Source organism: Streptomyces sp. SD31 (assembly GCF_052068475.1).
GTDB lineage: Bacteria > Actinomycetota > Actinomycetes > Streptomycetales > Streptomycetaceae > Streptomyces.
In genome coordinates, this window is the sequence record NZ_JBQHCX010000009.1 from 175,324 (window position 1) to 201,544 (window position 26,221).

24 protein-coding genes and 1 riboswitch are annotated in these 26,221 nt (G+C 71.4%); of the genes, 13 read left to right on the forward strand and 11 right to left on the reverse strand.

The window, feature by feature from the left end:
• Positions 1 to 31: 31 nt before the first annotated feature.
• From ACTMVF_RS20875 to ACTMVF_RS20885, 3 genes are read right to left on the reverse strand one after another with little or no spacing between them, the layout of a single operon-like run.
• Positions 32 to 1,633, reverse strand: a complete 1,602-nt coding sequence (locus tag ACTMVF_RS20875; protein ID WP_441272589.1) for a benzoate-CoA ligase family protein — start codon at positions 1,631 to 1,633, stop codon at positions 32 to 34.
• On the reverse strand, positions 1,630 to 3,927 hold the full coding sequence (gene pabB, locus ACTMVF_RS20880; RefSeq protein WP_441272590.1) for an aminodeoxychorismate synthase component I: 2,298 nt from the start codon (positions 3,925 to 3,927) through the stop codon (positions 1,630 to 1,632). The genes ACTMVF_RS20875 and pabB overlap by 4 nt, the downstream gene beginning before the upstream one ends.
• 30 nt (positions 3,928 to 3,957) lie before the next feature.
• Entirely contained in the window at positions 3,958 to 4,536 is a 579-nt protein-coding gene (locus tag ACTMVF_RS20885) for a hypothetical protein (RefSeq protein ID WP_441272591.1), read from the reverse strand.
• A 374-nt stretch (positions 4,537 to 4,910) separates the two neighbouring features.
• Here ACTMVF_RS20885 and ACTMVF_RS20890 point away from each other — a divergent pair, with 374 nt between their 5' ends.
• The 3 genes from ACTMVF_RS20890 to ACTMVF_RS20900 all read left to right on the forward strand — a co-directional run bounded on the left by ACTMVF_RS20890 (position 4,911) and on the right by ACTMVF_RS20900 (position 7,487).
• Complete coding sequence (locus ACTMVF_RS20890) at positions 4,911 to 5,264, forward strand: hypothetical protein (RefSeq protein ID WP_441272592.1); 354 nt, start codon at positions 4,911 to 4,913, stop codon at positions 5,262 to 5,264.
• A gap of 15 nt (positions 5,265 to 5,279) precedes the next feature.
• Positions 5,280 to 6,464 carry a glutathionylspermidine synthase family protein gene (locus ACTMVF_RS20895; protein WP_441272593.1) on the forward strand — a complete coding sequence of 395 codons (1,185 nt, stop codon included), beginning with the start codon at positions 5,280 to 5,282 and terminating at the stop codon, positions 6,462 to 6,464.
• 150 nt (positions 6,465 to 6,614) lie between these two features.
• Positions 6,615 to 7,487, forward strand: a complete 873-nt coding sequence (locus ACTMVF_RS20900; RefSeq protein ID WP_441272594.1) for an alpha/beta fold hydrolase — start codon at positions 6,615 to 6,617, stop codon at positions 7,485 to 7,487.
• Between the two features lie 25 nt (positions 7,488 to 7,512).
• Here ACTMVF_RS20900 and rocD read toward each other — a convergent pair whose 3' ends face one another.
• A complete protein-coding gene (rocD, locus tag ACTMVF_RS20905) occupies positions 7,513 to 8,727 on the reverse strand; it encodes an ornithine--oxo-acid transaminase (protein WP_441272595.1) in 1,215 nt (404 codons plus the stop codon).
• Between the two features lie 162 nt (positions 8,728 to 8,889).
• A riboswitch (ZMP/ZTP riboswitch) is annotated at positions 8,890 to 8,986 on the forward strand.
• 31 nt (positions 8,987 to 9,017) lie between these two features.
• Between rocD and ACTMVF_RS20910 the strand changes: the two genes are divergently transcribed.
• Complete coding sequence (locus ACTMVF_RS20910) at positions 9,018 to 10,466, forward strand: glycine hydroxymethyltransferase (RefSeq protein ID WP_441272596.1); 1,449 nt, start codon at positions 9,018 to 9,020, stop codon at positions 10,464 to 10,466.
• A 24-nt stretch (positions 10,467 to 10,490) separates the two neighbouring features.
• Here the strand turns inward: ACTMVF_RS20910 and ACTMVF_RS20915 are convergent, their stop codons facing one another.
• The 4 genes from ACTMVF_RS20915 to ACTMVF_RS20930 all read right to left on the reverse strand — a co-directional run bounded on the left by ACTMVF_RS20915 (position 10,491) and on the right by ACTMVF_RS20930 (position 14,038).
• Positions 10,491 to 11,177: a hypothetical protein gene (locus ACTMVF_RS20915; RefSeq protein ID WP_441272597.1), complete on the reverse strand. Its 687-nt coding sequence runs from the start codon at positions 11,175 to 11,177 to the stop codon at positions 10,491 to 10,493.
• 174 nt (positions 11,178 to 11,351) lie between these two features.
• Positions 11,352 to 11,987 (reverse strand): hypothetical protein, encoded by a 636-nt coding sequence (locus tag ACTMVF_RS20920; RefSeq protein ID WP_441272598.1) that lies wholly within the window; start codon positions 11,985 to 11,987, stop codon positions 11,352 to 11,354.
• 490 nt (positions 11,988 to 12,477) lie between these two features.
• Positions 12,478 to 13,485, reverse strand: coding sequence for a hypothetical protein (locus tag ACTMVF_RS20925; protein WP_441272599.1), 1,008 nt, complete (start codon positions 13,483 to 13,485; stop codon positions 12,478 to 12,480).
• On the reverse strand, positions 13,478 to 14,038 hold the full coding sequence (locus ACTMVF_RS20930; RefSeq protein WP_441272600.1) for an RNA polymerase sigma factor: 561 nt from the start codon (positions 14,036 to 14,038) through the stop codon (positions 13,478 to 13,480). Before ACTMVF_RS20930 ends, ACTMVF_RS20925 begins: the two co-directional genes overlap by 8 nt.
• Positions 14,039 to 14,180: 142 nt before the next feature.
• On the opposite strand from ACTMVF_RS20930, the gene trpS reads away from it, so the two are divergent.
• Both trpS and ACTMVF_RS20940 read left to right on the forward strand, forming a co-directional pair.
• Positions 14,181 to 15,194 carry a tryptophan--tRNA ligase gene (gene trpS, locus ACTMVF_RS20935; RefSeq protein WP_441272601.1) on the forward strand — a complete coding sequence of 338 codons (1,014 nt, stop codon included), beginning with the start codon at positions 14,181 to 14,183 and terminating at the stop codon, positions 15,192 to 15,194.
• A 125-nt stretch (positions 15,195 to 15,319) separates the two neighbouring features.
• Positions 15,320 to 15,892, forward strand: coding sequence for a 2'-5' RNA ligase family protein (locus ACTMVF_RS20940; protein ID WP_441272602.1), 573 nt, complete (start codon positions 15,320 to 15,322; stop codon positions 15,890 to 15,892).
• A gap of 111 nt (positions 15,893 to 16,003) precedes the next feature.
• Here the strand turns inward: ACTMVF_RS20940 and ACTMVF_RS20945 are convergent, their stop codons facing one another.
• Together ACTMVF_RS20945 and ACTMVF_RS20950 are read right to left on the reverse strand one after the other, a co-directional pair.
• Positions 16,004 to 16,759, reverse strand: a complete 756-nt coding sequence (locus tag ACTMVF_RS20945; protein ID WP_441272603.1) for a decaprenylphospho-beta-D-erythro-pentofuranosid-2-ulose 2-reductase — start codon at positions 16,757 to 16,759, stop codon at positions 16,004 to 16,006.
• A gap of 59 nt (positions 16,760 to 16,818) precedes the next feature.
• The gene (locus tag ACTMVF_RS20950) at positions 16,819 to 18,174 is read right to left on the reverse strand and encodes an FAD-binding protein (protein ID WP_441272604.1); all 1,356 of its coding nucleotides are present in this window, start codon (positions 18,172 to 18,174) and stop codon (positions 16,819 to 16,821) included.
• A gap of 133 nt (positions 18,175 to 18,307) precedes the next feature.
• On the opposite strand from ACTMVF_RS20950, the gene ACTMVF_RS20955 reads away from it, so the two are divergent.
• Genes ACTMVF_RS20955 through ACTMVF_RS20970 form a run of 4 tightly spaced genes read left to right on the forward strand, consistent with a single transcriptional unit; the run spans position 18,308 to position 21,360 of the window.
• The gene (locus tag ACTMVF_RS20955) at positions 18,308 to 18,895 is read left to right on the forward strand and encodes a phosphatase PAP2 family protein (protein ID WP_441272605.1); all 588 of its coding nucleotides are present in this window, start codon (positions 18,308 to 18,310) and stop codon (positions 18,893 to 18,895) included.
• Complete coding sequence (locus ACTMVF_RS20960) at positions 18,888 to 19,880, forward strand: decaprenyl-phosphate phosphoribosyltransferase (protein ID WP_441272606.1); 993 nt, start codon at positions 18,888 to 18,890, stop codon at positions 19,878 to 19,880. Before ACTMVF_RS20955 ends, ACTMVF_RS20960 begins: the two co-directional genes overlap by 8 nt.
• Entirely contained in the window at positions 19,874 to 20,314 is a 441-nt protein-coding gene (locus tag ACTMVF_RS20965) for a GtrA family protein (protein ID WP_441272607.1), read from the forward strand. The genes ACTMVF_RS20960 and ACTMVF_RS20965 overlap by 7 nt, the downstream gene beginning before the upstream one ends.
• Positions 20,302 to 21,360 carry a YihY/virulence factor BrkB family protein gene (locus ACTMVF_RS20970; RefSeq protein WP_441272608.1) on the forward strand — a complete coding sequence of 353 codons (1,059 nt, stop codon included), beginning with the start codon at positions 20,302 to 20,304 and terminating at the stop codon, positions 21,358 to 21,360. The genes ACTMVF_RS20965 and ACTMVF_RS20970 overlap by 13 nt, the downstream gene beginning before the upstream one ends.
• On the opposite strand, the gene ACTMVF_RS20975 is transcribed toward ACTMVF_RS20970, so the two are convergent.
• Complete coding sequence (locus ACTMVF_RS20975) at positions 21,308 to 22,594, reverse strand: D-alanyl-D-alanine carboxypeptidase family protein (protein ID WP_441272609.1); 1,287 nt, start codon at positions 22,592 to 22,594, stop codon at positions 21,308 to 21,310. The genes ACTMVF_RS20970 and ACTMVF_RS20975 overlap by 53 nt on opposite strands.
• Positions 22,595 to 22,685: 91 nt before the next feature.
• Between ACTMVF_RS20975 and ACTMVF_RS20980 the strand changes: the two genes are divergently transcribed.
• The 3 genes from ACTMVF_RS20980 to ACTMVF_RS20990 all read left to right on the forward strand — a co-directional run bounded on the left by ACTMVF_RS20980 (position 22,686) and on the right by ACTMVF_RS20990 (position 26,205).
• Complete coding sequence (locus ACTMVF_RS20980; protein ID WP_403336185.1) at positions 22,686 to 22,925, forward strand: SCO4848 family membrane protein; 240 nt, start codon at positions 22,686 to 22,688, stop codon at positions 22,923 to 22,925.
• Between the two features lie 57 nt (positions 22,926 to 22,982).
• Entirely contained in the window at positions 22,983 to 24,437 is a 1,455-nt protein-coding gene (locus tag ACTMVF_RS20985) for a metallophosphoesterase (RefSeq protein ID WP_441272610.1), read from the forward strand.
• A gap of 214 nt (positions 24,438 to 24,651) precedes the next feature.
• Positions 24,652 to 26,205, forward strand: a complete 1,554-nt coding sequence (locus ACTMVF_RS20990; protein ID WP_441272611.1) for an ABC transporter substrate-binding protein — start codon at positions 24,652 to 24,654, stop codon at positions 26,203 to 26,205.
• The last annotated feature ends 16 nt before the right edge of the window (positions 26,206 to 26,221 follow it).

Sequence of the window (26,221 nt, forward strand, 5' to 3'; positions counted from 1 at the left end):
GGGCGTTCCTTTCCGTGCCTTTCCATGGGGTTCACCAGGCGCCCTGGCGGACCAGGTGGCGGCGGAGCTTTCCGGTCGCGGTGTGGGGCAGGGAAGCCACGAAGCTGACGCTTCGGGGGACCTTGAAGGCCGCGAGCTGCTCATGCGCCAGGCCGAGGAGTTCGTCCTCCAGCCCGGCCCGCACCGGCGGTACGGGCACGACGAAGGCGCGCAGCCGGCTCACCCCGCGCGCGTCGGTGAGGGCGGCGACCGCGACTTCCTTCACCGCCGGATGCCGCCGCAGCACGGCCTCCACCTCCAGCGGGGAGACGGTGATGCCGCCGACCATCTCCATGTCGTCGGCGCGGCCCAGGTGCCGGTAGGTGCCGTCCGGTTCGCGGCGCGCCCGGTCGCGGGTGGCCAGCCAGCCGCCCACCAGGGTGCGGGCCGTCTCCTCGGGACGGTTCAGATAGCCGGGCGTCACCGTCGGCCCGCGCACCCACATCTCGCCCTCCGTGCCGTCCGGCACCGGGTGCCCGGCACGGTCACGCAGTTCCACCTCGAAGCCGGGGACGGGACGGCCGACCGTGCCCGGGTGGTTGTGCTGGAAGCTGTTGGCGCAGAAGGCGTGACCGGCCTCGGTGGAGCCGATCTGCTCCAGCACCGGCGCGCCGAGCAGCTCGGTGACCTGCCGCGCCAGCCCCTCCGGCATGCCCTCCCCGGAGGTCACCGCGGCCCGCACCGAGGCGAAGCAGGCCTCGTGCCCGCTGCCCCGGTCGGCCACCAGGGCGGCGTACGCCGACGGCACGGAGTACAGCACGGTCACCCGGTGCCGGGCGACGAGCTCGTCGACGGCGGCCGGGGTCGGACGCCGGCCCACCAGCACGGCGGACGAACCGGAGAACAGCGGGAAGACGAAGGCGTTGCCGAAGCCGTAGGCGAAGTACAGCTTCGACACCGACAGGGTCACGTCGTCCTGGGTGATCCGCAGCACGCGCCGGCCGATGAGGTCGTGGTACGTCTTCGGGTCGCCGTGGCGGTGCACGACGCCCTTGGGGCGGCCCGTGGTGCCGGAGGTGTACTGGACGTACAGGGGGCTGTGCGCGTGGACCGGTCGTGCGGCGGCGGGCTCGGCGGCGGGGATGCGTGCCATGAGCTGGTCGGCGCCGAGGCGGGCCCGGCCACCGAACCGGTCCCGGTCCCCGTCCCGGTCCTCCGGTCCCGGTCCCGTCACGCACAGCACCGCCCCGGTGTCCTCGGCCATGAACGCGTGGTCGGCGGCGGGGAGTTCCGGGTTGACCAGCACGGCGACGGCCCCGAGGCGGGCGGTGGCGAGGAACGCCGTCACCCAGGCGACGGAGTCGGGCAGCGCGAGCAGCACCCGGTCGCCGGGGCGTACGCCGTGGCCGGCGAGCACGGTCGCCGCGCGGGCCGCGAGGTCGTGCACCTCGCCATGGGTCCAGGTCCGGTGGCCCTGGTGGAGGGCGGCCCGGTCGGTCCACCCGCGCCGCTCGGCGAGCGCGGCGAGATGGGCGGCGAGATTCCCGGAGGCGCGGGCTTCGGCCGGGGGCAGGGGGGACTGCGGGGTCGTGGATCGCGGGGCGGCGGACGGCGGTGTGGTGGAGCGCGGGGTGGTGGACTGTGAGGTCGTCATCGGGCGGGCTCCTCGGCGGAGGGCCGCTGCGGACGCGTGCCCACCGGGAGCGCGGTGGCCGTCCGCACCGCGGCTCGCTCCCGCTGTTCCCGTACCCGGTCAGCGGTGTACTGGTGCAGGGCCCGCATCGGGGCCGCCGTCTTCAGCAGCATCTCGTCGTACTCGGCAACCGGATCGGAGTCGAGGACGATGGCGCCGCCCGCGCCCAACTGCATCAGACCGTCGGCGAGCACGGCCGTACGGATGACGATGCTGAGGTCCGCGCCGCCGCTGCAGCCCAGGTAGCCGAGGGCGCCGGAGTACACGCCGCGGGCCTCGGTCTCCAGGGAGTCGATGATCTCCATGGTGCGCAGCTTCGGCGCGCCGGTCATCGAACCGCCGGGGAAGCAGGCGCGGACGCAGTCCACCGCGTCCGTGCCGGTGCGCAGCCGGCCCTCGACGGTGGAGACGAGCTGGTGCACGGTGGCGTACGTCTCCGTGGCCATGAGCCGGGACACACGCACCGTCCCGGTCCGGCACACCCGGCCCAGGTCGTTGCGGAGCAGGTCGACGATCATCAGGTTCTCGGCACGCGTCTTGGCGTCCGCCGCCAGCGCGTCCCTGAGCCGGGCGTCCTCCTCCGGCCCGGAGCCGCGGGGCGCGGTGCCCTTGATGGGCCGGGCCTCGGCGACACCGTCCCGGCCGACCCGCAGGAAACGCTCGGGGGAGGAGCCGGCCACGTCGAGGTCCCCGAACCTCAGGAACGCCGCGTACGGCGCCGGGTTGACGCGGCGCAGCGTCCGGTAGAAGTCATAGGCGTCGGGCGGGGCGGGTAACCGGGCGGCGTTGGTCAGACAGATCTCGTAACTGGTGCCCGCCCGCAGCTCCCGTCGGCAGGCGTCGATGTCCGCGAGATACGTCGCCCGGTCGCGCACCAGCCAGGGCTCGGCGGCGCCGGGATCGGCCTCGCCCGGCACGGGCAGGGGTGGCTGCCCCGAGGCCACGCAGGTGAGCTGCGCCAACGCGCTCTCCAGCCACTCGGCGGCCTCCCGGGCGGCCTGCGGGGTGTCCTCCGCCAGGCAGACGGCGTAGGTGAAGCCCGCCTCGTGGTCCACCGCGATCAGCCGGTCGGCGAACAGCCAGCAGGCGTCCGGGATTTCGGACCGGTGACGGTTCGGCGAGCCGCAGTCGGCCTTCATCTCGTAGCCGAAGTAGCCGACATATCCGCCGGTGAAGTCGAAGGGCAGCCCGGTGGCGTCGACATGGCGGTTCGTCAGCTGACGCTTGAGATAGTCGAAGACGCTCGCCCTGACCTTGCGCGGGGGCCGCCCCGCCCGCTCGATCTCGCATCGGCCGCTGTCCACGTCGTAGCGCACGAACTCGGCGAGCGGACCGCTGTCGTCACCGAAGAACGAGAAGCGGGACCGGCCCTCCTCGACCAGCGAACTGTCCAGCCAGAACGCGCGCGGAGAGCCGGCGTACATCCGCGTGAAGGCGGCCTCCGTGTCGACCGCGGTGGTGATGCGGCGGGTGTGCAGACGGTAGGCGGGACGGCCGGGGCGGCGGGGGCGGGGGATGGTCCCGGTGGCCGGGGCGGCCTTGGCGGAGGGGGCGGCCGTGTCGGCCGGGGTGTCGGCCCGGCGGGGGGCGCCGGCGTGGGGTGCGGTGGCTGCGGGGCGGGGGACGGCCGCGTCCGGTGCGGGGATCGCGGTGTTCTTCGTACGGAGCTTGCGGGCCCGCTCGGCCGTGAGGTTGCGGAAGTTCACCAGCATGCGGTGGCCGTAGTCGGTGAGGACGGACTCGGGGTGGAACTGCACCCCCCACAGGGGCCGGCTGCGGTGCCGCAGCCCCATCAGGACGCCGTCCTCGGCCCAGGCGGTGGCCTCCAGGGTCTCGGGCAGCGGCTCGCGCACGGCCAGCGAGTGATATCGGACCGCGGTGAAGTTCTGCGGCAGCCCCTGGAACAGGTCCCGTTCGTCATGCCGGATCACGGAGAGATGCCCGTGCCGGGGCTCCGGGGCGGGCGACACGTGGCCCCGCTCCCCGAGAGCGATGCCCTGGTGGCCCAGGCAGACGCCGAGCACGGGAACCGGGGACGCGGCGAGCACCCTGGCGCTGATGCCGAAGTCCCGCACCGCACCCGGATGTCCGGGGCCCGGTGACACCATCACGTTGTCGAACGCGCCAAGATCCGGGACCTCGTCCGCGGGGGCGTCGTTGAGGACCACCACCGGCTCCTCGCCATTGACCTCGGCGATCAGCTGGAACAGGTTGTACGTGTAAGAGTCGTAATTGTCGATGAGCAGGGTTTTCACCCACCCACCCCCCTCTGATGGTTCTCGGGCCTATGCGGTCCGCCGTTTGTGCCGACCGCGCAGCGCCTGGAGCGGTGGATACAGCCATTTACGGAAGAAGCGCTGAAGACGCGGCATCAGAATCCAGGTGACAAGTGCCGTCACGCACAGACACAAGAGCAGCGTCCGGAAAAGCGCATTGAGGCCGCCGAGATATGGCAGTACGATCAGATTGAACAGGAGTACGGGCGGGAAAACCGCACTCATATTCACGAACCACAACTTCCATTTCGACGGCGGCGCCGGCGGTGCGGGCGTCAGGGTCTGGGCATCGAACCACGCCTTGGAGCCCGGTACCCTCCTGCGCCCCGCCTCCCGGCCGAGCGACTCCCCCCGGGCGTCCCACTGCGCCCGTGCGCTCGAGTTCTCCCAGGTCAGGGCCGCGCCCTCGCTGGCGAAGCGATAAACCACATGCCACTCCGCCTCCTTGTCGACGAGTACGCCACCCCCCAGGAACCCCGACTGCTGTGCGCTCGCGCCCAGCAGGGCCCACCCCCAGGAGTGGAACTCGGCCTCACGGCCCGGCACCACGTGATAGGCCACGGTGACGGTGACGGGATTACTGGTCATCGCTCTGGAATACGGAGAACGCGTGGCGGGCGTTCAAAGATTCAACGAAGATTTTCCCGCTGTCCGGAACATAGTTCTTTGGGTGTTTTCGGCGGCCGTGCGAGGTTCCGGAAATTCATTGCCGGACGGCCGGAAAATGTGCGCGATCGATATTTGGCGCGCAACGGCGGTATTCGGTCCGCCCCCGTCCGGGAGTGAGGGCCGTTCCGGCCGAAGCGGGGACGGGCAGGATCGCCGCACCGGCGCACAGAACACCCCGAACCACCCAAAGCGACAGTGGAGAAGCGGGAGAAGGGCGGCCCTCCGGCAGCCGCACTCTCACCGATCTCTAAGCTGTCCGCCGGACAGCAACCGGTTCAACGGGGGAGACACGCATGGCGGAAACACGACGCAGGCTGCGCTCTAGCACGGTCGTGCTCGGCGGCATGGGAGTCGTAGCGGCGGCCCTGACCTCCTGCGGCTCGGAACCCGACCGCCGCTGCGTCGACCGCGACAGCTACACCTACGACGGCTACAAGATCATCGCGGACAAGAACTGCACGTCCGGCACCGGTTCGGGCTCGTCGTACGCCAGGAGCGGCAAGAAGAAGACCACCGGCTCCGACGCCGCCTGGTACTACGACGCCGACACCGACGACGGCCGCGCCGACTTCGGCACCTTCAGCCGCAGCGAGGCCGTCGACCGCGGCGGCTTCGGCTGCTCGGGCTCGGGCAGCAGCGGCGGCTGAGCAGGAGCCGTACAGATGGAGCGCCGCACGATCGAGCCCCGCCCCGGCTGGCAGCAGACCGTCGAGGAACAGGGGCTCATCTACCCCCTCACCCGCTACCCCGACAACTCCCTGCGCCCGTACTGGGACGAGAGCGCCCACTACGTCTTCTCCCTGGAGGAGGTCGAGGCGCTGGAGGAGGTCGTCGAGGAACTCCACCGCATGTGCCTGACGGCGGCCGAACACATCGTCGCCGCCCGCCGCTTCGCCGACCTCGGCATCACCGACCCACGCGTCGCGGACGCCGTCGCCGAGGCCTGGCGCCGGCGCGCCGAACTCCCCTCCGTCTACGGCCGCTTCGACCTCCACTACGACGGCACCGGCCCGGCGAAACTCCTGGAGTACAACGCCGACACCCCCACCTCGCTGGTCGAGGCCGCCTCGCCCCAGTGGTTCTGGATGGAGGAGCGCTTCCCCGGCGCCGACCAGTGGAACTCCCTCCACGAACGCCTCGTCGCCGCCTGGAAGAAGCAGTCCGCCCTGCTCCCGCCCGGCAGTCCCCTCTACTTCGCCTACTCCTCGGCCGACGAACTCGGCGAGGACATGATGACGGTCGCCTATCTGAAGGAGACAGCGGAACAGGCGGGCCTGGACACCAGCTGGATCTCCATGGAGGAGATCGGCTGGGACCGTCTCTCCGGCCGCTTCGTCGACAACCAACTCCGCTTCATCCGCAGCTGCTTCAAGCTCTACCCCTGGGAGTGGCTCACCACCGACCGCTTCGCCGACCACGTCCTCGACACCCTCGACAACGGCGGCGGCACCGGTACGACGCTGTGGATCGAGCCCGCCTGGAAGATGCTCCTCAGCAACAAGGCCCTCCTCGCCATCCTCTGGGAGCTCTACCCGGACCACCCGAACCTCCTCCCCGCCCACCTCGACGGACCGAGGGAGCTGGCGAGCACGACGGGCTACGTCGCCAAGCCCCTGCTGGGCCGGGAGGGCGCGGGCGTGACGATCCACGAACCCGGCACCGAGGCCGTCGTCCGCGACGAACCCTGCTGCTACCAGCAGCTGGCCCCGCTCCCCGCCTTCGACGGCAACCACGTCGTCCTCGGCGCCTGGGTCGTCGAGGACGAGTCGGCCGGCCTCGGCATCCGCGAGTCGTCCGGCCTGATCACCGACGAGTACGCCCGCTTCCTGCCGCACGTGATCCTGTAACGCCCGTACGCCGAAAACTGCGTGGCGCATGCGGCATCGATGCAATACGATACGTCTCGTCTCTCCCGTCTTCCTTCTCCCTTCTCTTCTCCTCTCCTCTCCTCGCATCGACGGAAGCCCGGCACCCCATCGCAGACCAGAGGGAGCTCCATGGAACACTCCATCAACGCGGCACCCGGCATCCGCCTCTGGGCGGAAGACCACGGCGCCCCCGACGCGCCCCCGCTCCTCCTGATCATGGGCGCGCAGGCCTCCGGCCTCGGCTGGCCGGACGAACTGGTCGGCCTCCTCGCCGCCCAGCACCGCGTGATCCGCTACGACCACCGCGACACCGGCCGCTCCACCTGGGCCTACGACGAGCGGCCCTACCCCCTCACCACCCTCGCCGACGACGCCCTCGCGGTCCTGGACGGCCTCGGCGTCGCACGTGCCCATGTCGTCGGCATGTCGCTGGGCGGCATGCTCACGCAGCTCCTGATCGCCGACCATCCGGACCGCCTGCTGAGCGCGACCCTGATCGGCACGGGCGCCCTCAGCGACACCCCGTACCGCCACCCGGACGGCACCCGCACCCCGGCGGAGGAACTCCCCGGCGTGGACCCCCGCATCATGGAACTGTGGTCCCAGCCGTGGACCGACGAGGGCCTGGAGGCGGAACTGGACCGGCGGGTCGCCCACTGGCGGCTCCTGTCCGGCGGCCAAATCCCCTTCGACGCCGACTACTTCCGCACCCTCGACCACAAGGTCATCGCCCACACCGGCCATCACCGGCCCGGCGACGCCCATGGCCGCGCCGACTACTCGGGCATGCTCCGTACCGAACAACTCGCCCGGACCACGGTTCCCACCCTCGTCGTCTCAGCCCCCGCCGAACCGGTCTTCCCCCTCCCGCACGCCCACCACCTCGCCCAGACGATCAACGGCGCCCACGTCGTCGAGATCCCCGGCATGGGCCACGCACTCCCGCCCGAGACCCACAAGCCCCTCGCCACCGCGATCCTCGACCACACCGCACACCGCTGAAGCCGGGCGGCGGACGACGCCCGACTCACACCCCCAGCACTCCCCGCAACTGGGCGAGCCCCCAGTCCAGATCCTCCTTCCCGATCACCAGGGGCGGCGCGATACGGACCGTCGCCCCCTGGGTGTCCTTCACCAGCACACCCCGGTCCATCAGCTTCTCCGACACCTCCCGCCCGGTCCCGAACGCCCGGGCGATGTCGACCCCCGCCCACAGCCCACGCCCCCGCACCGCCGTCACCCGACCCGTCCCGGCCAACAGCCCCAGCTCCCGGTGCAGATGCTCGCCGAGCTCCGCCGCCCGCGCCTGGAACTCGCCCGTCCGCAGCATCGCGATCACCTCCAGTGCCACCGCACAGGCCAGCGGATTCCCGCCGAACGTCGACCCGTGCTCCCCGGGCCGGAACACCCCGAGCACCTCGGCCGACGACACCACCGCCGACACCGGCACGACCCCGCCCCCGAGCGCCTTGCCGAGCACATACACATCCGGCACCACCCCCTCGTGCTCGCACGCGAAGGTGCGCCCCGTGCGCCCCAGCCCCGACTGGATCTCGTCCGCCACGAACAGCACGTTCCGCTCCCGCGTCAGCTCCCGCACCGCCGGCAGATAGCCGGCCGGCGGCACGACAACCCCCGCCTCGCCCTGGATCGGCTCCAGCAGCACGGCCACCGTGTTCTCCGTCAGCGCCTCCCGCATCGCCGTCAGATCCCCGTACGGCACGATCTCGAAGCCCGGCGTGTACGGCCCGAAGTCCGCCCGCGCCTCCGGGTCGGTGGAGAAGCTGATGATCGTCGTCGTACGGCCGTGGAAGTTGTTGCCCGCCACAACGATCTTCGCCATCTCCCCCGGCACGCCCTTGACCCGGTACCCCCACTTCCGGGCGGTCTTCACCGCCGTCTCCACCGCCTCCGCCCCCGTGTTCATCGGCAGCACCATCTCCATCCCGCACAGCTCGGCCAACTGCTCGCAGAACGCCGCGAACCGGTCGTGGTGAAACGCCCGCGATGTCAGCGTCACCCGCTCCAGCTGAGCCTTCGCCGCGTCCAGGATCCGCCGGTTGCCGTGCCCGAAGTTGAGCGCCGAATACCCGGCCAGCAGATCCAGATACCGCCGCCCCTCCACATCCGTCATCCAGGCCCCGTCCGCCGTCGCCACCACGACCGGCAACGGGTGATAGGTGTGCGCGCTGTGCGCCTCGACCGCGGCGATCAGGGATTCGGTGGTGCTCGACGTACCCACGGGGCTCTCCGTTTCCGCCACCACGAGGGCTCGTGCTCCGCCCGTCACGAGGCTCGTGGCCACTGTCCATTTCCGGCCGTACGAGTGCTTTGCGGCCCCTTCCTATCGTTGCTCGCATGGTGGACGCGGGACCATGCGCCGTCGGCGCGCCCGGTAGGCTGATCGACGGGCCGTGACTGGCGCGCTGGGATGGACCAACCATCGGGGAGCGGCCCCTGGACCGAGTCCAGACCGAGTGCCGTGCGCCTGGGCCGTACCGTGATCGCTGCACACGACGTCCGGAGGTCCCCATGTCAGCCGAGCCCCTCTCCACCGAGTCCACCGCCTTCCGTGCCGCCCTCGACGTGATCCGCGCCGTCGAGCCGCGCGTGGCCGATGCCATCGGCCAGGAGGTCGCCGACCAGCGCGAGATGCTCAAGCTGATCGCCTCCGAGAACTACGCCTCCCCGGCCACCCTCCTGGCGATGGGCAACTGGTTCAGCGACAAGTACGCCGAGGGCACCGTCGGCCGCCGCTTCTACGCCGGCTGTCGCAACGTCGACACCGTCGAGTCCCTCGCCGCCGAGCACGCCCGCGAGCTCTTCGGTGCCCGCCACGCCTACGTCCAGCCCCACTCCGGCATCGACGCCAACCTCGTCGCCTTCTGGGCCGTCCTCGCCGCCCGCGTCGAGGCCCCCGCCCTGGAGAAGGCCGGCGTCCGCCAGGTCAACGACCTCGCCGAGGCCGACTGGGCCGAGCTCCGCCACGCCTTCGGCAACCAGCGCATGCTCGGCATGTCCCTGGACGCCGGCGGCCACCTCACCCACGGCTTCCGCCCCAACATCTCCGGCAAGATGTTCGACCAGCGCTCCTACGGCACCGACCCCGCCACGGGCCTGATCGACTACGAGGCGCTGCGCGTATCGGCCCGTGAGTTCAAGCCGCTGATCATCGTCGCCGGCTACTCCGCCTACCCCCGTCTCGTGAACTTCCGGATCATGCGCGAGATCGCCGACGAGGTCGGCGCCACACTCATGGTCGACATGGCCCACTTCGCCGGTCTCGTCGCCGGCAAGGTCCTCACCGGCGACTTCGACCCGGTCCCGCACGCCCAGATCGTCACCACCACCACCCACAAGTCGCTGCGCGGCCCGCGCGGCGGCATGGTCCTGTGCGACGACTCCCTCAAGGACCAGGTCGACCGCGGCTGCCCGATGGTCCTCGGTGGCCCGCTCCCGCACGTCATGGCCGCCAAGGCCGTCGCCCTCGCCGAGGCCCGCCAGGAGTCCTTCCGCGACTACGCCCAGCGCATCGTCGACAACTCCCGGGCGCTGGCGGAAGGCCTGATGCGCCGGGGCGCGACCCTCGTGACCGGCGGCACGGACAACCACCTGAACCTGATCGACGTCGCCTCCTCCTACGGCCTCACCGGCCGCCAGGCCGAGGCCGCGCTCCTCGAGTCCGGCATCGTCACCAACCGCAACGCCATCCCGGCCGACCCCAACGGCGCCTGGTACACCTCCGGTATCCGCATCGGCACCCCCGCCCTGACCACCCGTGGCCTGGGCACCGCCGAGATGGACGAGGTCGCCGCCCTCATCGACCGCGTCCTCACCACCACCGAGCCCGGCACGACCAAGTCGGGCGGCCCGTCCAAGGCCGCTCACGTCCTCGACCCGAAGGTCGCCGACGAGATCTCCCACCGCGCCACCGACCTCGTGGCCGGCTTCCCGCTGTACCCGGAGATCGACCTCGGCTGACGGCCGCACGACGCGCCAAGGGCCTCACAGGTCCAGGTCGATCAACTCCTGTCGTGGTTCCTCCCGCGGCGGTCCGGCTCCCGGCCGGGCCGCCGCGCGGCGTATCAGCAGCGTGCCGCCGACGCCGGTCGCGAACCCGACGGCCAGCCCTGCCACCGCCCACCCGGGATCACCTCTCGCCGGGCCGGGCCGGTCCCCCGCGGCAGCGGCCTCGGCCAGGCCGTCCTCCGTCTCACCGAGCACTGCCGCCAGGTCCAGCCGCTCGAAGACGGAGCGCGGCGCCCGATGCCAGCGGATGTCGTCGTCCTCCACTTCCGGCGCGAGATCCGAGCGCACCCAGGGAGTGCCGTCCGCAGTCACGAACAGCTGGTCCTGCCGCCGGACGGCCACGTCCCCTCCTGGAGGCCGGTTCGTCTGCGGCCAGCCGCCGACCCCTGTCAGCCCCCAGAACACGGTGATCCGCATCGGCGGATGACGTCCCTCGGCCCACTCCTCCGACACCCGCTCCGTCCCGACGTACGTCGGCTGCAACAGCTGCCACAGGCGGGCGAAGGCGGGCTCGCCGGAGCGCAACGCCGTCGTCCGTCCCGTGCCGCCCGCGACGACCATCGCCACATCGGGGACATCCCGGCCCTGCGTCGGCGCGGCTGCCGCGGTCGTCACCGTGCCGCCGCACAGGGCCAGCGCGGCCGAGACCGGGCCGAGCAGCATGAGCCGTACCTTCCTCCCTCCGGTCCACCCGCCGGTCCGCCCACGGGCCAACCCTCCGGCCCACTCTCCGCCTCGTGCTCCCATCGGTCCCCCTCCACGTCTCATCAGCCCCATCGATCCCCACGCCGGCCCTCACCCGTCCCTGTCGGCAGGGGCCGCCCTCCTGGTCCGCCCTCATACGTCGCGCAGCTCCTGCCTCGGTCCCGGCTCACCCCGCAGGCGGTCCAGTGGCAGTCGGGCGGCGAAGGGGCGCAGTACCAGGGCAAGCACCGCACCGGCCGCCGCGCCCGGCAGGGCCCACCACCAGTCGGTGCCGTCCCCTGCCCCCGTCCCCGATCCCGCCCCAGGCGCTTGGGCCGGGGACGCCTCGGTCGCCTTGTCCGCGGCGTCGGCCGAGGCCTTCGCGCCCTCGTCCGTCCCGTACACCTCCCACGCCGGCGGGAAGATCGCTGAGCTTCCCCCGGCTGAGGTCTTTCCCATCAGGCCCAGCTTCTTGAGCAGGGCGCGCAGCTGGGTCGGGTGATCGGCGCGGTGCCAGGTGCCGTTCATCGTCCGGTCCAGGTTCGCCGCCGTGTGAATCCAGACGTCCTGCCCGTCGTGGACCGGGAAGACCCGGTCGAGGCGCCAGGGCGACACGTCGTGGAGCATCCAGGTGACGTTGATCTGGCGGGCCGCCGTCAGACCGGCCTCGGGCGGCTTGTCACGTGTGCCCGTGCCAGGTGCGCCGAGCAACCGCTCCAGCTCTCCGTACTCCTCGTCGGAGTAGTACAGCGAGGCCGTCGCCACGCTCTCCGGCGAGACCAGGAGCACGCTCGTCGGTCCTCCGGCCGACGCGGGCGCCGCACCCCACACCAGGAGGGCCAGAGCCGCCGCCAACGCCCCTGTCAGCGCCGCCAGTTCACGGCACCCACCCCTCCAACCGGCCCAGTGCCCGCGCGACCGGCCTCCCGAGCAGTCGGCCCCCTGCCCCCGCAATCGGTCTCCCCAGCGGCCGACCCCATGTCCGCACATCCGAACCCCCCAAGCCGAGCAATCCCCGTGCGGCCCGTCTCCGAGCCGCAATGTCACTTCTGGTACACCGCCCGACCCGCCTGGGTTCCCACCCCGGCCCGACTATTTCCGGACCGGCTCTCGTCCGGACCGCCCCCCAGCCGGACGGGCGCGTATTCGGACCGCCGCCCATCCGGACCGCCCCCCCCATCCGGACGGGCGCCTATCCGGACCAGCCCGACCGGACCAGCCTGACCGGACCGGCCCCGACCCGGCCCGGCCCCGCACGGGCCCGCCACCTCAGGACCAACTACTTCGAGAACTCCTCGGACGCCCTCTCCACCGACCGCGCGATCTCCAGCGCCCGCTTCTTCGACGCCACCCCTTCCAGCCGCAGCGTCACCGTCTCGCCCTCGGCCCTGTGGGCCCACAGCAGCGTCGCCCCTGCCGTCCGCTCCTCGCGGGTGTAGCGCTCGCCGTCGGTGTCCACCAGCCAGAAGGTCAGCAGGTGCGGTCGGGCGAACCACAGGGCAGGGTCGGGGGTGCCGCTGTCCGAGGGATCGGTGTTCAGCGCGAGCCATTCCGGCGGTTCGCGCACGGTCTTGGCGAAGCCGATGTCCAGGCTCGCCCGCCGCTCGTCCAGCCGTATCGTGCGCCCGTCCTCACGCCAGCACAGGCTCACCACGAACCGTCCTCGCGGCTCACCCGTCACCGCGACCGCGTCCGGCACGCCGAGCTCCGCAGGCACCAGCGGCTCGAACCCGGCCCGGTGCTCGGCCTGCGCGAGCGACACCGAGCGGCCGCAGCCGGGCACCTCGGCGCCGGGGGAGGGCACCGCCGACGGGTCGTACCGCACCTCGACACCGGCGAAGTCGAACCAGTCGAGGACCGCCGCCCGTACCGGGGGCGTGAGCACCAGCACCGTCAGCAGGCCGCACAGCGCCGCCGTCAGCGAGCGCCACCGCAGCCGCGTCCACCGCCGCACCGCCCGCAGCCGCTCGGCGGCGCCCGGCGGCTCGGCCACCGGAACCGGCACGTGCTCGGCGAGCAGCTGCCCCAGCACCCGCTCGACCATCGTCTCGGCGCCGTCCGCCGCACCCGGCGCGTCCAGGGAGCGCCCGAGCGCCCGCAGCTCCTCCGGCAGCCGGGCCGCGTCCGCCCGCCGACCGCGGTCACCGGCGCCACCGCTGCCGGCGCGCCCACCGGTGCGATCGGCGCCTCCGCCTGCCCCGGTGCCATCACGCCCATGCGCACGCCGTCCTTCACCCTCGTACGCTCCCGGCTCTTCACCGTCGTACGACTTCCGTCCGTCACTCATGCTCATCACCCCCTTCCCGAGGTTGAAAATCCGGCAGGAGGCGCCCCAGCTTCCGCAGCGCGCGGTTCAGCCGGGATTTCACCGTGCCTCTGGGCCAGCCCAGCGCCTGGGCGGTCTCGGACTCGTCCATCTCCAGGAGATAGCGGTAGGTGACGACCAGGCGGTGCTCCTCGCTCAGCATTTCCAGGGCGGCCCGCAGCGCGGCACGGCGCTCTATCTCCAGCGCGGCCAGCGCCGGGTCCGCCGATTCCGGTATCAGCGGTTCCGCCTCCACCAAGGCCGCCTCACGCCCGGCGAGCGTGCGCTGGCGGGCTGCCGTGCGCACTGTGTTCCTCGTCTCATTGGCCACGATGGACAGCAGCCATGGCTTGAACGCCGCGCCGTCCTTGAACCGGCCCAGCGAGCAGTACGCCTTGACGAAGGCCTGCTGCACCACGTCCTCCGCGTCCGCACCCGCCCCGAGCGCGGCGGCCGCCCTGAGCGCGATGCCCGTATGGGCCCGCACCAGCTGCGCGTACGCCTCCGGCTCCCCGGCGCGTACGCGTGCGATCACCGCGGCCTCATCGTCGATGCGGCCCCCCTCCCGCGTTTTCACACTCTTGGTACACCGCTCGGACCGGATCGGTTCCCAGCTGTGTCACATCTGTTTCCGAGCGGTTCCGGATCGGCCCCCGACACCTGAGAGAATGGTGAGCATGGCCTCTGATCGACCCCGCGTGCTCTCCGGAATCCAGCCCACCGCAGGCTCGTTCCACCTCGGCAACTACCTCGGCGCCGTCCGCCAGTGGGTGGCGCTGCAGGAGACCCACGACGCGTTCTACATGGTCGTCGACCTGCACGCGATCACGGTCCCGCAGGACCCGAAGGAACTGCGCGCCAACACCCGCCTGGCCGCCGCACAGCTCCTCGCGGCCGGACTCGACCCCGAGCGCTGCACGCTCTTCGTCCAGAGCCACGTCCCCGAGCACGCCCAGCTCGCCTGGGTCATGAACTGCTTCACCGGCTTCGGCGAGGCGTCCCGCATGACCCAGTTCAAGGACAAGTCCGCCAAGCAGGGTGCCGAGCGGGCCTCCGTCGGCCTGTTCACGTACCCGATCCTGCAGGTCGCGGACATCCTGCTGTACCAGGCCAACGAGGTCCCGGTCGGCGAGGACCAGCGCCAGCACATCGAGCTCACGCGCGACCTCGCCGAGCGCTTCAACGGCCGCTTCGGCCCGACCTTCACCGTCCCGAAGCCGTACATCCTCAAGGAGACGGCGAAGATCTACGACCTTCAGGACCCGTCGATCAAGATGAGCAAGTCGGCGTCGACGCCGAAGGGCCTCATCAACCTCCTCGACGAGCCCAAGACCACCGCCAAGAAGGTCAAGAGCGCGGTCACCGACACCGAGACCGTCATCCGCTACGACGTCGAGAACAAGCCGGGCGTCAGCAACCTGCTCACCATCTACTCGACCCTCACGGGGGCGGGAATCGCGGAACTGGAGCAGAAGTACGACGGCAAGGGCTACGGTGCGCTCAAGACGGACCTCGCCGAGGTCATGGTCGAGTTCGTGACGCCCTTCCGGGAGCGCACCCAGCAGTATCTGGACGATCCGGAGACGCTGGACTCGATCCTGGCCAAGGGCGCGGAGAAGGCGCGCGCCGTCGCCGCGGAGACGCTCTCCCAGGCGTACGACAGGGTGGGCTTCCTGCCCGCGAAGCACTGAGCCCTTACCGCGCTGCATATCACTACGGTTGCGCCTGCCCGCAGCCCGGCCGTAGCCGTACAGTCGATAGCCGAGTGGCTGCCACGGCGGCCACTCACGCTCACCAACAGACGACAGGAGACGACGTGGGGACCGTAACGATCGGCGTGTCGATCGCGGTCCCGGAGCCTCACGGCAGCCTGCTCCAGGAGCGGCGCGCGGGCTTCGGCGACGCCGCGGCTCACGGCATCCCCACGCATGTCACCCTGCTGCCGCCGACAGAGGTCGACGCCTCGCTGCTGCCCGCGATCGAGGCCCATCTCGAGGAGGTCGCGGCCGCCGGCCGTGCCTTCCCGATGCGGCTGTCCGGCACCGGTACCTTCCGGCCTCTCTCGCCGGTCGTCTTCGTGCAGGTCGTCGACGGCGCCGAGGCCTGCACCTGGCTGCAGAAGCAGGTCCGCGACGCCTCCGGGCCCGTGGCACGCGAACTGCAGTTCCCCTACCACCCGCACGTCACGGTCGCGCACGGAATCGACGACGCGTCGATGGACCGTGCCTTCGAGGAACTCGCCGACTACCGGGCCGAGTGGCCCTGCACCGGCTTCGCCCTCTACGAACAGGGCGCCGACGGCGTGTGGCGCAGACTGAGGGACTTCACCTTCGGGGGCACGGTGGTGCCGCCGCAGGCGGGGCATGTGGAGCGCGAGACGCTCCGCTAGAGGTGCCGGGAGGGGGGGCGCCGCGATGTGTTGTCGTTCGTCCACGGGCGCGGCGTGGCTGGTCGCGCCGCGCGGCGGAGCCGCATATCGATACAGCCCCGCGTCCCTGCGCTAGACCGGCAACCTTCGGAACAGCGCCCGCGGCGCATGCCGGAGTGCCGACATCACCACCCTGAGTGCGCCCGGGACCCACACCGTCTCCGAGCGTCGGCGCAGGCCCAGTTCGATGGCCGTGGCGACCGCTTCCGGGGTGGTCGCGAGGGGGGCTTCGTCCAGGCCGGCGGTCATTTTCGAGCGTACGAATCCGGGGCGTACGACCATGACGTGCACGCCGGTGCCGTGCAGTGCGTCGCCCAGGCCCTGGGTGAAGGCGTCGAGGCCGGCCTTGCTGGAGCCGTAGATGAAGTTGGCGCGGCGGGCCCGTTCACCGGCGACGGAGGAGAGGACGACGAGCGAGCCGTGTCCCTGGGACTGGAGGGCGCCGGCGCTGACCAGGCTCGCCGACACGGCGCCCGTGTAGTTGGTCTGGGCCACGCGTACCGCGTTCAGTGGCTCACGTTCGTCGCGCGCCTGGTCGCCGAGGACTCCGAAGGCGAGGAGCACCATGTCGACGTCGCCCTCCGCGAACACCTTGCCGAGCACCGCCTCGTGGGACTCGGGGTCGAGCGCGTCGAAGGCCACGGTGTGCACGTCGGCCCCCAGGCCGCGCAGATCGGCCGCGGACTGCTCGAGGGTGGGCGACGGGCGGCCCGCCAGCCAGACCGTGCGGGTGCGGCGCGCGATCAGGCGGCGTGCGGTGGCCAGCGCGATCTCGGACGTACCGCCGAGGACGAGCAGGGACTGGGGGATGCCGAAGGCGTCCTTCACGACAGCTCCTAGAGAGATCTGAGAGTCCGAGAGATTCGATGCGGGGTTCTGGTCGGGTGCTAAAGGCCGAGGCGGCGGGCCAGGTCCGACACGAACACCCCGCGCGGGTCGAGCTCCGCGCGCAGCGCGCGGAAGTCGTCCAGGCGGGGGTACATCGCGGCGAGCAGTTCGGGCCGCAGCCGGGAGTCCTTGGCGAGGTAGACGCGCCCGCCCGCCGCGGCCACCTCCTCGTCCAACTCGTCGAGGAGGGCGGCGAGGCCGGGCAGGCCGGCCGGGATGTCCAGGGCCAGCGTCCAGCCGGGGACGGGGAAGGAGAGCCAGCCGGGGTCGGCGTCCCCGAAGCGCTTGAGGACGGCCAGGAAGGACGGGCAGCGGTGCTCGGAGATGCGCCGCACGATCCGGCGCAGGGTGTCCTCCTGGCCGTGCCCGACGACGAACTGGTACTGCACGAAGCCGCTCGGGCCGTAGATCCGGTTCCAGTGGGGGACGCCGTCCAGGGGGTGGAAGAACGTGGAGAGCTTCTGCAGTTCGCCGGTACGCGCGCGTGGAGCCTTGCGGTACCAGAGCTCGTTGAACCAGCCGACCGTACGGCGGCTCAGCAGCCCCTCCGGGAGGAAGGCGGGCGCGGCGGGCAGGCGGGAGGGGCGGAAGGCGAGCGGCTCTCTACGCGCGCGCGTGCCTTCGCGCAGTGCCTCCAGGGGCGCGTGGTCGCCGCGCGTGAGCACCGCGCGGCCCGTTGCCGCGCCGCGCGCCAGCAGGTCGATCCACGCGACCGAGTAGCGGTAATGGTCGTCGGTGGCGACCAGGCGGGCCATCAGGTCGTCGAGGTCCCGTGCGCGCTCCGTGTCGACCGTCATCAATGAGGTCTGCACCGGCTGGAGTTGGACCGTCGCGGTCAGGATCACGCCGGTCAGGCCCATGCCGCCGGTGGTGGCGTCGAACAGCGGCGTGCCGCGGCGGACGGTGTGGATCTCGCCGTCGGCGGTGAGGAGTTCCAAGGACAGGACGTGGCGGGAGAAGGACCCCGAGACGTGGTGGTTCTTGCCGTGGATGTCGGCGCCGATCGCGCCGCCGACCGTCACATAGCGGGTGCCCGGCGTCACCGGCACGAACCAGCCGAGCGGCAGCAGCACTTCCATCAGCCGGTGCAGGGAGACCCCCGCGTCGCACAGCACGGTGCCGCCGTCGGCGTCGATCGCGTGGACGCGGTCCAGGCCCGTCATGTCGAGCACCGTGCCCCCGGCGTTCTGCGCCGCGTCCCCGTACGCCCGCCCCAGGCCCCTCGGGATGCCTCCGCGGGCCCCACAGCCCCGAACGGCTGCCGCGGCCTCCTCGTACGTCCGTGGGCGGATCAGACGGGCGGTGGTGGGGGCGGTGCGGCCCCATCCCGTGACGGAGACGGTGTCGGCAGGCATGTCGGCGACCGTAGCGCCCCTATATGGGCGAGTAGTTCTGAAACATTCCACCCCTCCCCGAAATGGGTGATTAATGGGATGTCGCCCAATATTTTCGTAGTTCTGACGATGTGGACGTGAACAGTGAGTCCACATGGACCGCCTCGACGACGACATGGACCACCGAAGCCTCGGTGGCACGGACCGACGAAGCCCGCGGGGAGTGGAGCGCCGAAGCCTGTCGGGCACGGAGCGCCGAATCCTTTCGGCGTTCCACGCCCGCGGCCGCGACCCACGCGTCGCCACCGCCGCGCGCGCCCTGTCCTGGGCCGGCGAACACGGCGCGCTGTGGCTGGCGGCGGGCCTCGCGGGGGCCGCCGTGGACGGAGGGCGACGCGGCGCCTGGTTGCGCGGCACGGCGCTCACCGCGGGCGCGCACCTCGTCAGCATGGGGGTGAAAAGGGTGGTGCGCCGCCCGCGTCCGGCGCATGTCACGCCCCTCGTGCGCACCGCCGGCCGGCACTCCTTCCCCAGCTCCCACGCGACCTCCGCCGCGGCCGCCGCCGTCGCCTACGGCACGCTCGGCGCGTATGTGATCCCGCCGCTCGCCGCCGCGGTGTGCGTGTCCCGGCTGGTCGTCGGCGTGCACTACCCCTCGGACGTGGCGGCGGGCGCGGCCCTGGGGGCGCTCACGGCGTGCGTCGGGGCGGGCTGGATGAGGAGGGGGAGCGCCCATGACTGAGGCAGCGCCCCTCACGAGTGCCGCGAGCGACCGGGAAGCGCTGCTCCACGAGCAGCGCACGCTCCCGCGACCATCCGCACCACTACCCCGCGAAGGCGGCCTCCGCGCGCTCCCCCAGGGCCTCCTCAGGACCGCGCGCCCCAAGCAGTGGGTCAAGAACATCCTGGTCATCGCCGCTCCGGCCGCCGCCGGCGAGCTCTTCTCGGCCGGCGCGCTGACCCAACTCGCGCTCGTCTTCGCCCTCTTCACCGCCTGTGCTTCAGCCGTCTATCTGGTCAACGACGCCCGCGACGCCGAAGCGGACCGCGCGCACCCCACCAAACGCCACCGCCCGGTCGCCGCCGGACAGGTCCCCGTGCCCGTCGCGTACGCCGTGGGAGGCGCCCTCGCCGTCCTCGCGCCCGCCACCGCGGCCTGGCTGACCTCGCCCGCCGTCGCGGCCCTGCTCGCGGCGTACCTCGGCATGCAACTGGCGTACTGCGTCAGCCTCAAGCACGTCCTGGTCGTCGACCTCGTGGTCGTCACGACCGGGTTCCTGATGCGGGCGATGGTCGGCGGGCTCGCGCTCGGCATCCCGCTGTCGCGCTGGTTCCTCATCACGACCGGGTTCGGGGCGCTGTTCATGGTGTCGGCCAAGCGCTACTCCGAAGCCGTGCAGATGGCCGGGAAAGCGGGCGCCACGCGCGCGTTGCTCACCGAGTACACCACCGGCTATCTGCGCTTCGTGTGGCAGTTGGCGGCCGGAGTCGCCGTCCTCGGCTACTGCCTGTGGGCCCTGGAGGAAGGCGGCGTCCCGCACACCAGCGTGCTGCCCTGGCGCCAGTTGTCCATGGTCGCCTTCATCCTCGCGATCCTGCGCTACGCCGTCTTCGCCGACCGCGGCACGGCGGGCGAACCGGAGGACGTCGTCCTGCACGACCGCGCGCTCGCCGTCATCGGCCTGGCGTGGCTGGCGATGTACGGGCTGGCGGTGGCCAATTGGTAGGCACGCGTGCGTGGGGCGACAGACGCGAACTCCTCGGCTTCGCCGCCGTCGGCCTCCTCGCCTACGCCGTCGACCTCGCCCTCTTCACCTGCCTGCGCGGCCCCGCCGCCCTGGACCCCCTCACCGCCAAAGCCCTCTCCTTCGTCGCCGGTTGCACGGTCGCCTACGCAGGGAACGCGCTCGGCACCTACCGCCACACCCACCCGAAAGGCCTGCGGCCTTACGCCGTGTTCTTCGCGGTGAACATCGCCGGAGCGCTCGTACAGCTCCTGTGTCTCGCCATCAGTCACTACGGCCTCGGCCTCACCTCACAGCGCGCGGACACCGTCTCCGGGGCAGGAATCGGGATGGTCCTGGCTACAGTCCTGCGGTTCTGGGGCACTCGGACATTGGTCTTCCGTGCGGAGGGCAGAGTCGGATCATGGACTGGCTGAAGAAACTCCCCGGCGTCGGGCCGATGGTGGCCCGGCTCATGACCACGCACGCGTGGCGGTCGTACGAGCGCATGGACCGGGTGAAGTGGACACGGCTGGCCGCCGCGATGACGTTCACCAGTTTCGTCGCGCTGTTTCCGTTGCTCACCGTGGCCGCCGCCATCGCCGCCGCGACGCTCAGCACGAAGCAGCAGGACCGGCTGGAGGACAAGATCACCGACCAGGTCCCCGGCATCTCCGACCAGCTCAACATCGACGCCCTGGTCCAGAACGCCGGCACCGTCGGCCTCATCGCCGGCGCCGTCCTGCTGTTCACCGGCATCGGCTGGGTCGGCTCCATGCGTGAGTGTCTGCGCGCGGTGTGGGAGGTGCCCGAGGACGAGGGAAACCCCGTCCTGCGCAAGGCCAAGGACGCGGGCGTCCTGGTCGGCCTCGGGGGCGCCGTACTGGTGACGCTCGCGGCCTCCGCCGTCGCCTCCGCCATGGTCGGCTGGATCACCCGGCAGCTCGGCATCGACGAGGGCGGCTGGGGCGGGGTCCTGCTGCAGATCGCCGCGTTCCTCGTCGCCGTACTCGCCAACTTCCTGCTTCTGCTCTACGTCCTGACCCTGCTGCCCGGCGTCGAACCGCCACGCCGTCGGCTGATGGTGGCCGCGCTGATCGGCGCGGTCGGGTTCGAACTGCTGAAGCTGCTGCTGAGCGGCTATATGCAGGGCGTGGCCACGAAGAGCATGTACGGCGCGTTCGGCGTGCCGGTCGCCCTGCTGCTGTGGATCAACTTCACCGCGAAGCTGGTGGTGTTCTGCGCCGCCTGGACGGCGACGCAGAGCAAGGAGGTCGAACTCGCCGAGGAGTCCGAAGACTTGGGCGCCTCCGACGACTCGGACGCCTCCGAAGACTCGGGCGAGTCCGCGGGCCCGGGCGAGTCCGAGAAGCCCGGACGCCCTGAGCGGCCCGGGGACCCCCAGCGGCCCGGGACCCAGAACCCCGGGGTCAGGGGCGGCTCCGCCGGCGCACCAGGTCGGGCAGCGGCCACCGGCGGTTGATCAGGAACGCGCCTGCCGCGAGCAGCACCAGCGCCCCGCCGGTGATCCCGAGCGCGACGCCGATGCCGGTCGAGCCGCCCGCGGCCGAGGCACCCACCGCCGGCTTCGCGGACTTCTCGGCGCTCCCGGCGCCGCCGGCCTCCCCGGAGTCGTTCGCACCAGGCTGCGCGCCGGCCTGCGTCGCGCTCTTCGGCGGCACCAGCTCACCCACCGGCTGCACCTTGCCGGCTGCCCGGAAGCCCCAGTCGAAGAGCCTCGCGGTCTCCTTGTAGACCTCGTTGTGCTCGCTCTTCTCGGGGTTCATGACCGTGACGAGCAGCACCTTGCCGTTCCGCTCGGCCACGCCGGTGAAGGTGGCGCCGGCGTTGGTGGTGTTGCCGTTCTTGACGCCGGCGATGCCCTGGTAGACGGAGATGTCGGAGTCGCCGCTCAGCAGCCGGTTGGTGTTCTGGATCTCGAAGGACTCCCGGACGGACTTGCCCTTCTTGTTCTTCTTCGTCTCGCCCGGGAACTTCGCGGTGACGGTCGAGCAGTACTCGCGGAAGTCCTTCTTCTGCAGCCCGGAACGGGCGATCAGGGTGAGGTCGTAGGCCGACGAGACCTGGCGCGGAGCGTCGTAACCGTCGGGCGACACCGCGTACGTGTCGAGGGCCTGGAGCTCCTCGGCGTGCTCGTTCATCTCCTTGACGGTGTTGTCGATCCCGCCGTTCATCTTCGACAGGACGTGCACGGCGTCGTTGCCGGAGCGCAGGAACACGCCGAGCCACAGGTCGTGGACGGAGTACGTCTCGCCTTCCTTTATCCCGACCATGCTGGAACCCGTTCCGATGTCCGTCAGGTCGGACGGGACGACCTTGTGTTTCATCGTCTTCGGGAACTTCGGCAGCACCGTGTCGGCGAACAGCATCTTCATGGTGCTCGCGGGCGGCAGCCGCCAGTGCGCGTTGTGCGCCGCGAGCACATCGCCGGACTCGGCGTCGGCGACGACCCAGGAACGGGCGGTCAGGTCCTTGGGCAGCACGGGGACGCCGCTCGCCAGGTTCACCTGGGTACCGGGCCGTCCCAGCCGCTCGCCGCCCACGGTCGACATGTTCGCCGGGGGAGTGGCCGACGGGCTCGTACTCGGTGACGGCTTGGGGGCCGCGTAGGAGACGGGCGCGGTCAGCGCGAGGGACGACAGGACGGCTGAAGTGACCAGCAGGGAGCGCCTGACGGTCTTCTTGGGTGCGGGCACGACCGAGAACGTACATGCCGTTGCCATGGAAGTCCCGCTTCTGCCCCCACCCCGCTCGGAGGACCGGAGACCGGACGGTGATACTGAACTCATGAAGCTCAGCCGCCCCGTCTCCTGGTTCCTGCTCGCCTTCGGGGTGTGGAGCTGGGTCATCTGGGTCACTTTCGTCAAAAACCTGATCAAGGACAGCAGCGGGCTCGCGTTCGACGACGGTCACCCGACGGCGTACTTCTGGGTGCACCTGCTGCTCGCCGTCGTCTCCTTCGTATTGGGGACGGTCATCGGGGTCATCGGGTTGCGCTCGGTGCGCGCACTGCGCCGGACGTCATAGGAACTCGGCCGGCGCCCCGGGCGTTCACTCGGCACGCAACGGAAAGGGAACGTCGGCGTGGTCATCGTCTTCGTGCTTGTCGCACTGCTCGTGCTGTCCGCCCTGGTGGCGGGCAACTGGCTGGTGTGGCGCCGCCTGTTCCGCGACACGACCCGCGGCCCCGGGTTCGTGCGCCGAGCGGGCGTGGCGGTGATCGCCGGCGGCTGGGTGCTGACGGTCGCTGCCCTCGTCGCCGAGCGCGCGGGCGCGCCCTTCCGGCTCCAGCAGATCCTGGCCTGGCCGGGCTTCATGTGGCTGGCCCTGTCGATATACCTGCTGCTGGGTGTAGTGGCGGGTGAACTCGTACGACCGCTGCTGCGGCGGTGGCTCGAACGGCGGGCGCGCGGGAAGGAAGCCGCACAGGAGCAGCCGGTGCTCGTGCCGGCGGGAGCGACCGCGGTCACGGCGCTCGCCACGGCACCCGCCGCGACGCCTGCCGCCAAGTCGGCCGGGACCCAGACCCTCACGCCCGCGTCCGCCCCCGCGGATACGACCGGCCCGGCTGCGACGCGCGCGACCGACCTGGACTCGGCGCCCACGACCGCCACGACCTCTGCGCTCACGACCGACCCGCCCCCGCCGTCCGCGAGCGACGCGATCCCGCCCTCCGCCCCGGAGTCCACGGACCCCGCCCGCCCCCTGGCCGCCCCCACCCGGCGCCTCTTCGTCTCCCGAGTCGTCGCCGGCGCCGCGGCCGCCGCCGCCGTGGGAACCGTCGGCTACGGCACCTACGGCGTGCTGCGCGGTCCGCAGGTGAAGCGGGTCACCGTCCCGCTGGCCAAGCTCCCGCGCGCGGCGCACGGTTACCGGATCGCGGTGGTCAGCGACATCCACCTGGGCCCGGTCCTGGGCCGGGGCTTCGCCCAGAAGGTCGTCGACACCATCAACGGCACCCAGCCCGACCTCATCGCGGTGGTCGGCGACCTGGTGGACGGCAGCGTGAAGGACCTCGGCCCGGCGGCGGCCCCGCTCGCCCAACTCCGGGCCAGACATGGCTCGTTCTTCGTCACCGGCAACCACGAGTACTTCTCGGGCGCCGAGCAGTGGGTGGACGAGGTGCGCCGCCTGGGCCTGCGCCCGCTGGAGAACGCGCGCACCGAGCTGCCCCACTTCGACCTGGCCGGCGTCAATGACGTCGCGGGCGAGAGCGAGGGCCAGGGCCCTGACTTCGCCAAGGCCCTCGGCGACCGGGACACGGCACGCGCGTGCGTGCTCCTCGCCCACCAGCCGGTCCAGATCCACGACGCCGTCGAGCACGGCGTCGACCTCCAGCTCTCCGGCCACACCCACGGCGGCCAGATGTGGCCCGGCAACCTCATCGCGGGCCTGGCCAACCCGACCCTGGCCGGCCTGGAGCGCTACGGCGACACCCAGCTGTACGTCAGCCGGGGCGCGGGTGCCTGGGGGCCGCCGACGCGCGTGGGTGCCCCGTCGGACATCACGGTGATCGAGCTGGCGTCCCGTCAGGCCTGACGAGGCGCGGACCCATGGCCACCCCGCCAACTCCCTCTGTGGACAGCCTGTGAAACCTGCCGGAAACGCCCGTAGGTAAGTTCTTTCCCATGTCGTCAGAATCCTCTTCCCCCTGATGAAACACGTGTGATTAGGTGTGCGCGCCGCTTGGGGGAGTGGCGCAAATTCACTGCTTCACGTGGGGCCCTCAGAGGGCCGGGGAGAGGGCACACCCATGCGTTCGGTTCGCATGCGGATTCTCGCGACGCTGCTCGTGCTGGCGGCCGTGGGGATAGGCGGCTGGCAGCTGTTGCCGTCGCAGCAGGACGAGGACAGGACCATCACGGTCGGGACGACGGACGCCGTCACCTCGCTCGATCCGGCCGGCGCCTATGACGCCGGCTCCTGGGCGCTGTTCAACAACGTCTTCCAGTCACTGCTGACCTTCGAGCCGGGCGGCGTCACACCCGTGCCGGACGCGGCGCAGAGCTGCGGCTTCGACGGCGGCGACCTGAAGACCTACCGCTGCGAGCTGCGCGAGGGCCTCACCTTCCCGAGCGGGCGCGCCATGACCGCCGAGGACGTCAAGTACTCCTTCGACCGCGTCAAGCAGATCAAGTCGGACGTCGGCCCGTCCTCCCTGCTGTCCACCCTCGGCTCGGTGGGCGCGAGCGGCCGTACGGTCACCTTCCATCTGTCCTCGCCCGACGCCACGTTCCCGCTCAAGGTGGCCACCGGGGTGGGCGCCATCGTGGACCGCGAGAAGTATCCGGCCGATGCGCTGCGCGACGACAACGCTGTCGACGGCACCGGCCCGTACACCCTGACCGCGTACACGAAGGGCAAGAAGGCCGTCCTCGCCCCCAACTCCGACTACAAGGGCGCCCTCAAGGACACCGGCCGTCCCGTCGAACTGCGCTACTTCACCGACGCGGACGCCCTCGACAGCGCCTGGAAGGAGAAGCGGATCGATGTCGCCACCCGCACGCTGCCACCCGAGGTCCTGGCAGGCCTGAACGCCGCCGACCCGGGCCAGCGCGTCTCCGAGGCCGACAGCTCCGAGATCCGCAACCTCTACTTCGACACCGCGGGTTCGCCCCTGCACGACGTCCGGGTCCGGCAGGCCATGGCCTGGCTGATCGACCGCGAGAAGCTGGCCGCCACGGTGTACAAGGGGACCGTCGACCCGCTGTACTCACTGATCCCGACCGGCATCACCGGCCACACGACGTCGTTCTTCGACACCTATCCCAAGATCAGCACCGCCAAGGCGCGCGCCCTGCTCACCGAGGCCGGCGTCAGCCTGCCCGTCCGCTTCACCTACGGCTATGCCACCGGCCGCGGCGCCGGAGCCGAGGAGGCCGCGGAGATCAAGCGGCAACTGGAGACGGGCGGCCTGTTCAAGGTGACGGTCAAGGGCTACCAGTGGACCGACTTCCAGAAGCGCTGGGCGGGCGGCAAGCTCGACGCGTACGCCGTCGGCTGGGTCGCCGACTTCCCCGACCCGGACACCTACGGGGGCCCGCTCGTCGGCACCGACGGCACCATGAACACCGGGTACAGCAACAAGACCGTCGACCGGCTGATCACCTCCAGCCAGCAGTACGCCGACCGCAGCGAGGCCACCCGGGACTTCCGCTCGCTGCAGGAGGCCGTGGCCCACGACGTCCCGGTGATCCCGCTGTGGCAGGCCAAGGAGTACGTCGTCTCCAATGAGGACGTCGGCGGTGGCCAGTATCTGTCGGACGGGACCGGTGTCTTCCGGCTCTGGCGCCTCACCTGGATCTAGCGTTTCACCTGGCTCA

Excerpts from the sequence above, each read along its gene's own strand:
- ACTMVF_RS20890 (WP_441272592.1), top strand. The coding sequence starts at position 4,911 with ATGGCGGAAACACGACGCAGGCTGCGCTCTAGCACGGTCGTGCTCGGC.
- ACTMVF_RS20980 (WP_403336185.1), top strand. The coding sequence starts at position 22,686 with ATGAAGCTCAGCCGCCCCGTCTCCTGGTTCCTGCTCGCCTTCGGGGTG.
- ACTMVF_RS20970 (WP_441272608.1), top strand. The coding sequence starts at position 20,302 with ATGGACTGGCTGAAGAAACTCCCCGGCGTCGGGCCGATGGTGGCCCGG.
- ACTMVF_RS20910 (WP_441272596.1), top strand. The coding sequence starts at position 9,018 with ATGTCAGCCGAGCCCCTCTCCACCGAGTCCACCGCCTTCCGTGCCGCC.
- ACTMVF_RS20990 (WP_441272611.1), top strand. The coding sequence starts at position 24,652 with ATGCGTTCGGTTCGCATGCGGATTCTCGCGACGCTGCTCGTGCTGGCG.
- ACTMVF_RS20915 (WP_441272597.1), bottom strand. The coding sequence starts at position 11,177 with ATGCTGCTCGGCCCGGTCTCGGCCGCGCTGGCCCTGTGCGGCGGCACG.
- ACTMVF_RS20900 (WP_441272594.1), top strand. The coding sequence starts at position 6,615 with ATGGAACACTCCATCAACGCGGCACCCGGCATCCGCCTCTGGGCGGAA.
- trpS (WP_441272601.1), top strand. The coding sequence starts at position 14,181 with ATGGCCTCTGATCGACCCCGCGTGCTCTCCGGAATCCAGCCCACCGCA.
- ACTMVF_RS20885 (WP_441272591.1), bottom strand. The coding sequence starts at position 4,536 with ATGACCAGTAATCCCGTCACCGTCACCGTGGCCTATCACGTGGTGCCG.
- ACTMVF_RS20925 (WP_441272599.1), bottom strand. The coding sequence starts at position 13,485 with ATGAGTGACGGACGGAAGTCGTACGACGGTGAAGAGCCGGGAGCGTAC.
- ACTMVF_RS20950 (WP_441272604.1), bottom strand. The coding sequence starts at position 18,174 with ATGCCTGCCGACACCGTCTCCGTCACGGGATGGGGCCGCACCGCCCCC.
- ACTMVF_RS20955 (WP_441272605.1), top strand. The coding sequence starts at position 18,308 with ATGGACCGCCTCGACGACGACATGGACCACCGAAGCCTCGGTGGCACG.
- ACTMVF_RS20895 (WP_441272593.1), top strand. The coding sequence starts at position 5,280 with ATGGAGCGCCGCACGATCGAGCCCCGCCCCGGCTGGCAGCAGACCGTC.
- ACTMVF_RS20875 (WP_441272589.1), bottom strand. The coding sequence starts at position 1,633 with ATGACGACCTCACAGTCCACCACCCCGCGCTCCACCACACCGCCGTCC.
- ACTMVF_RS20960 (WP_441272606.1), top strand. The coding sequence starts at position 18,888 with ATGACTGAGGCAGCGCCCCTCACGAGTGCCGCGAGCGACCGGGAAGCG.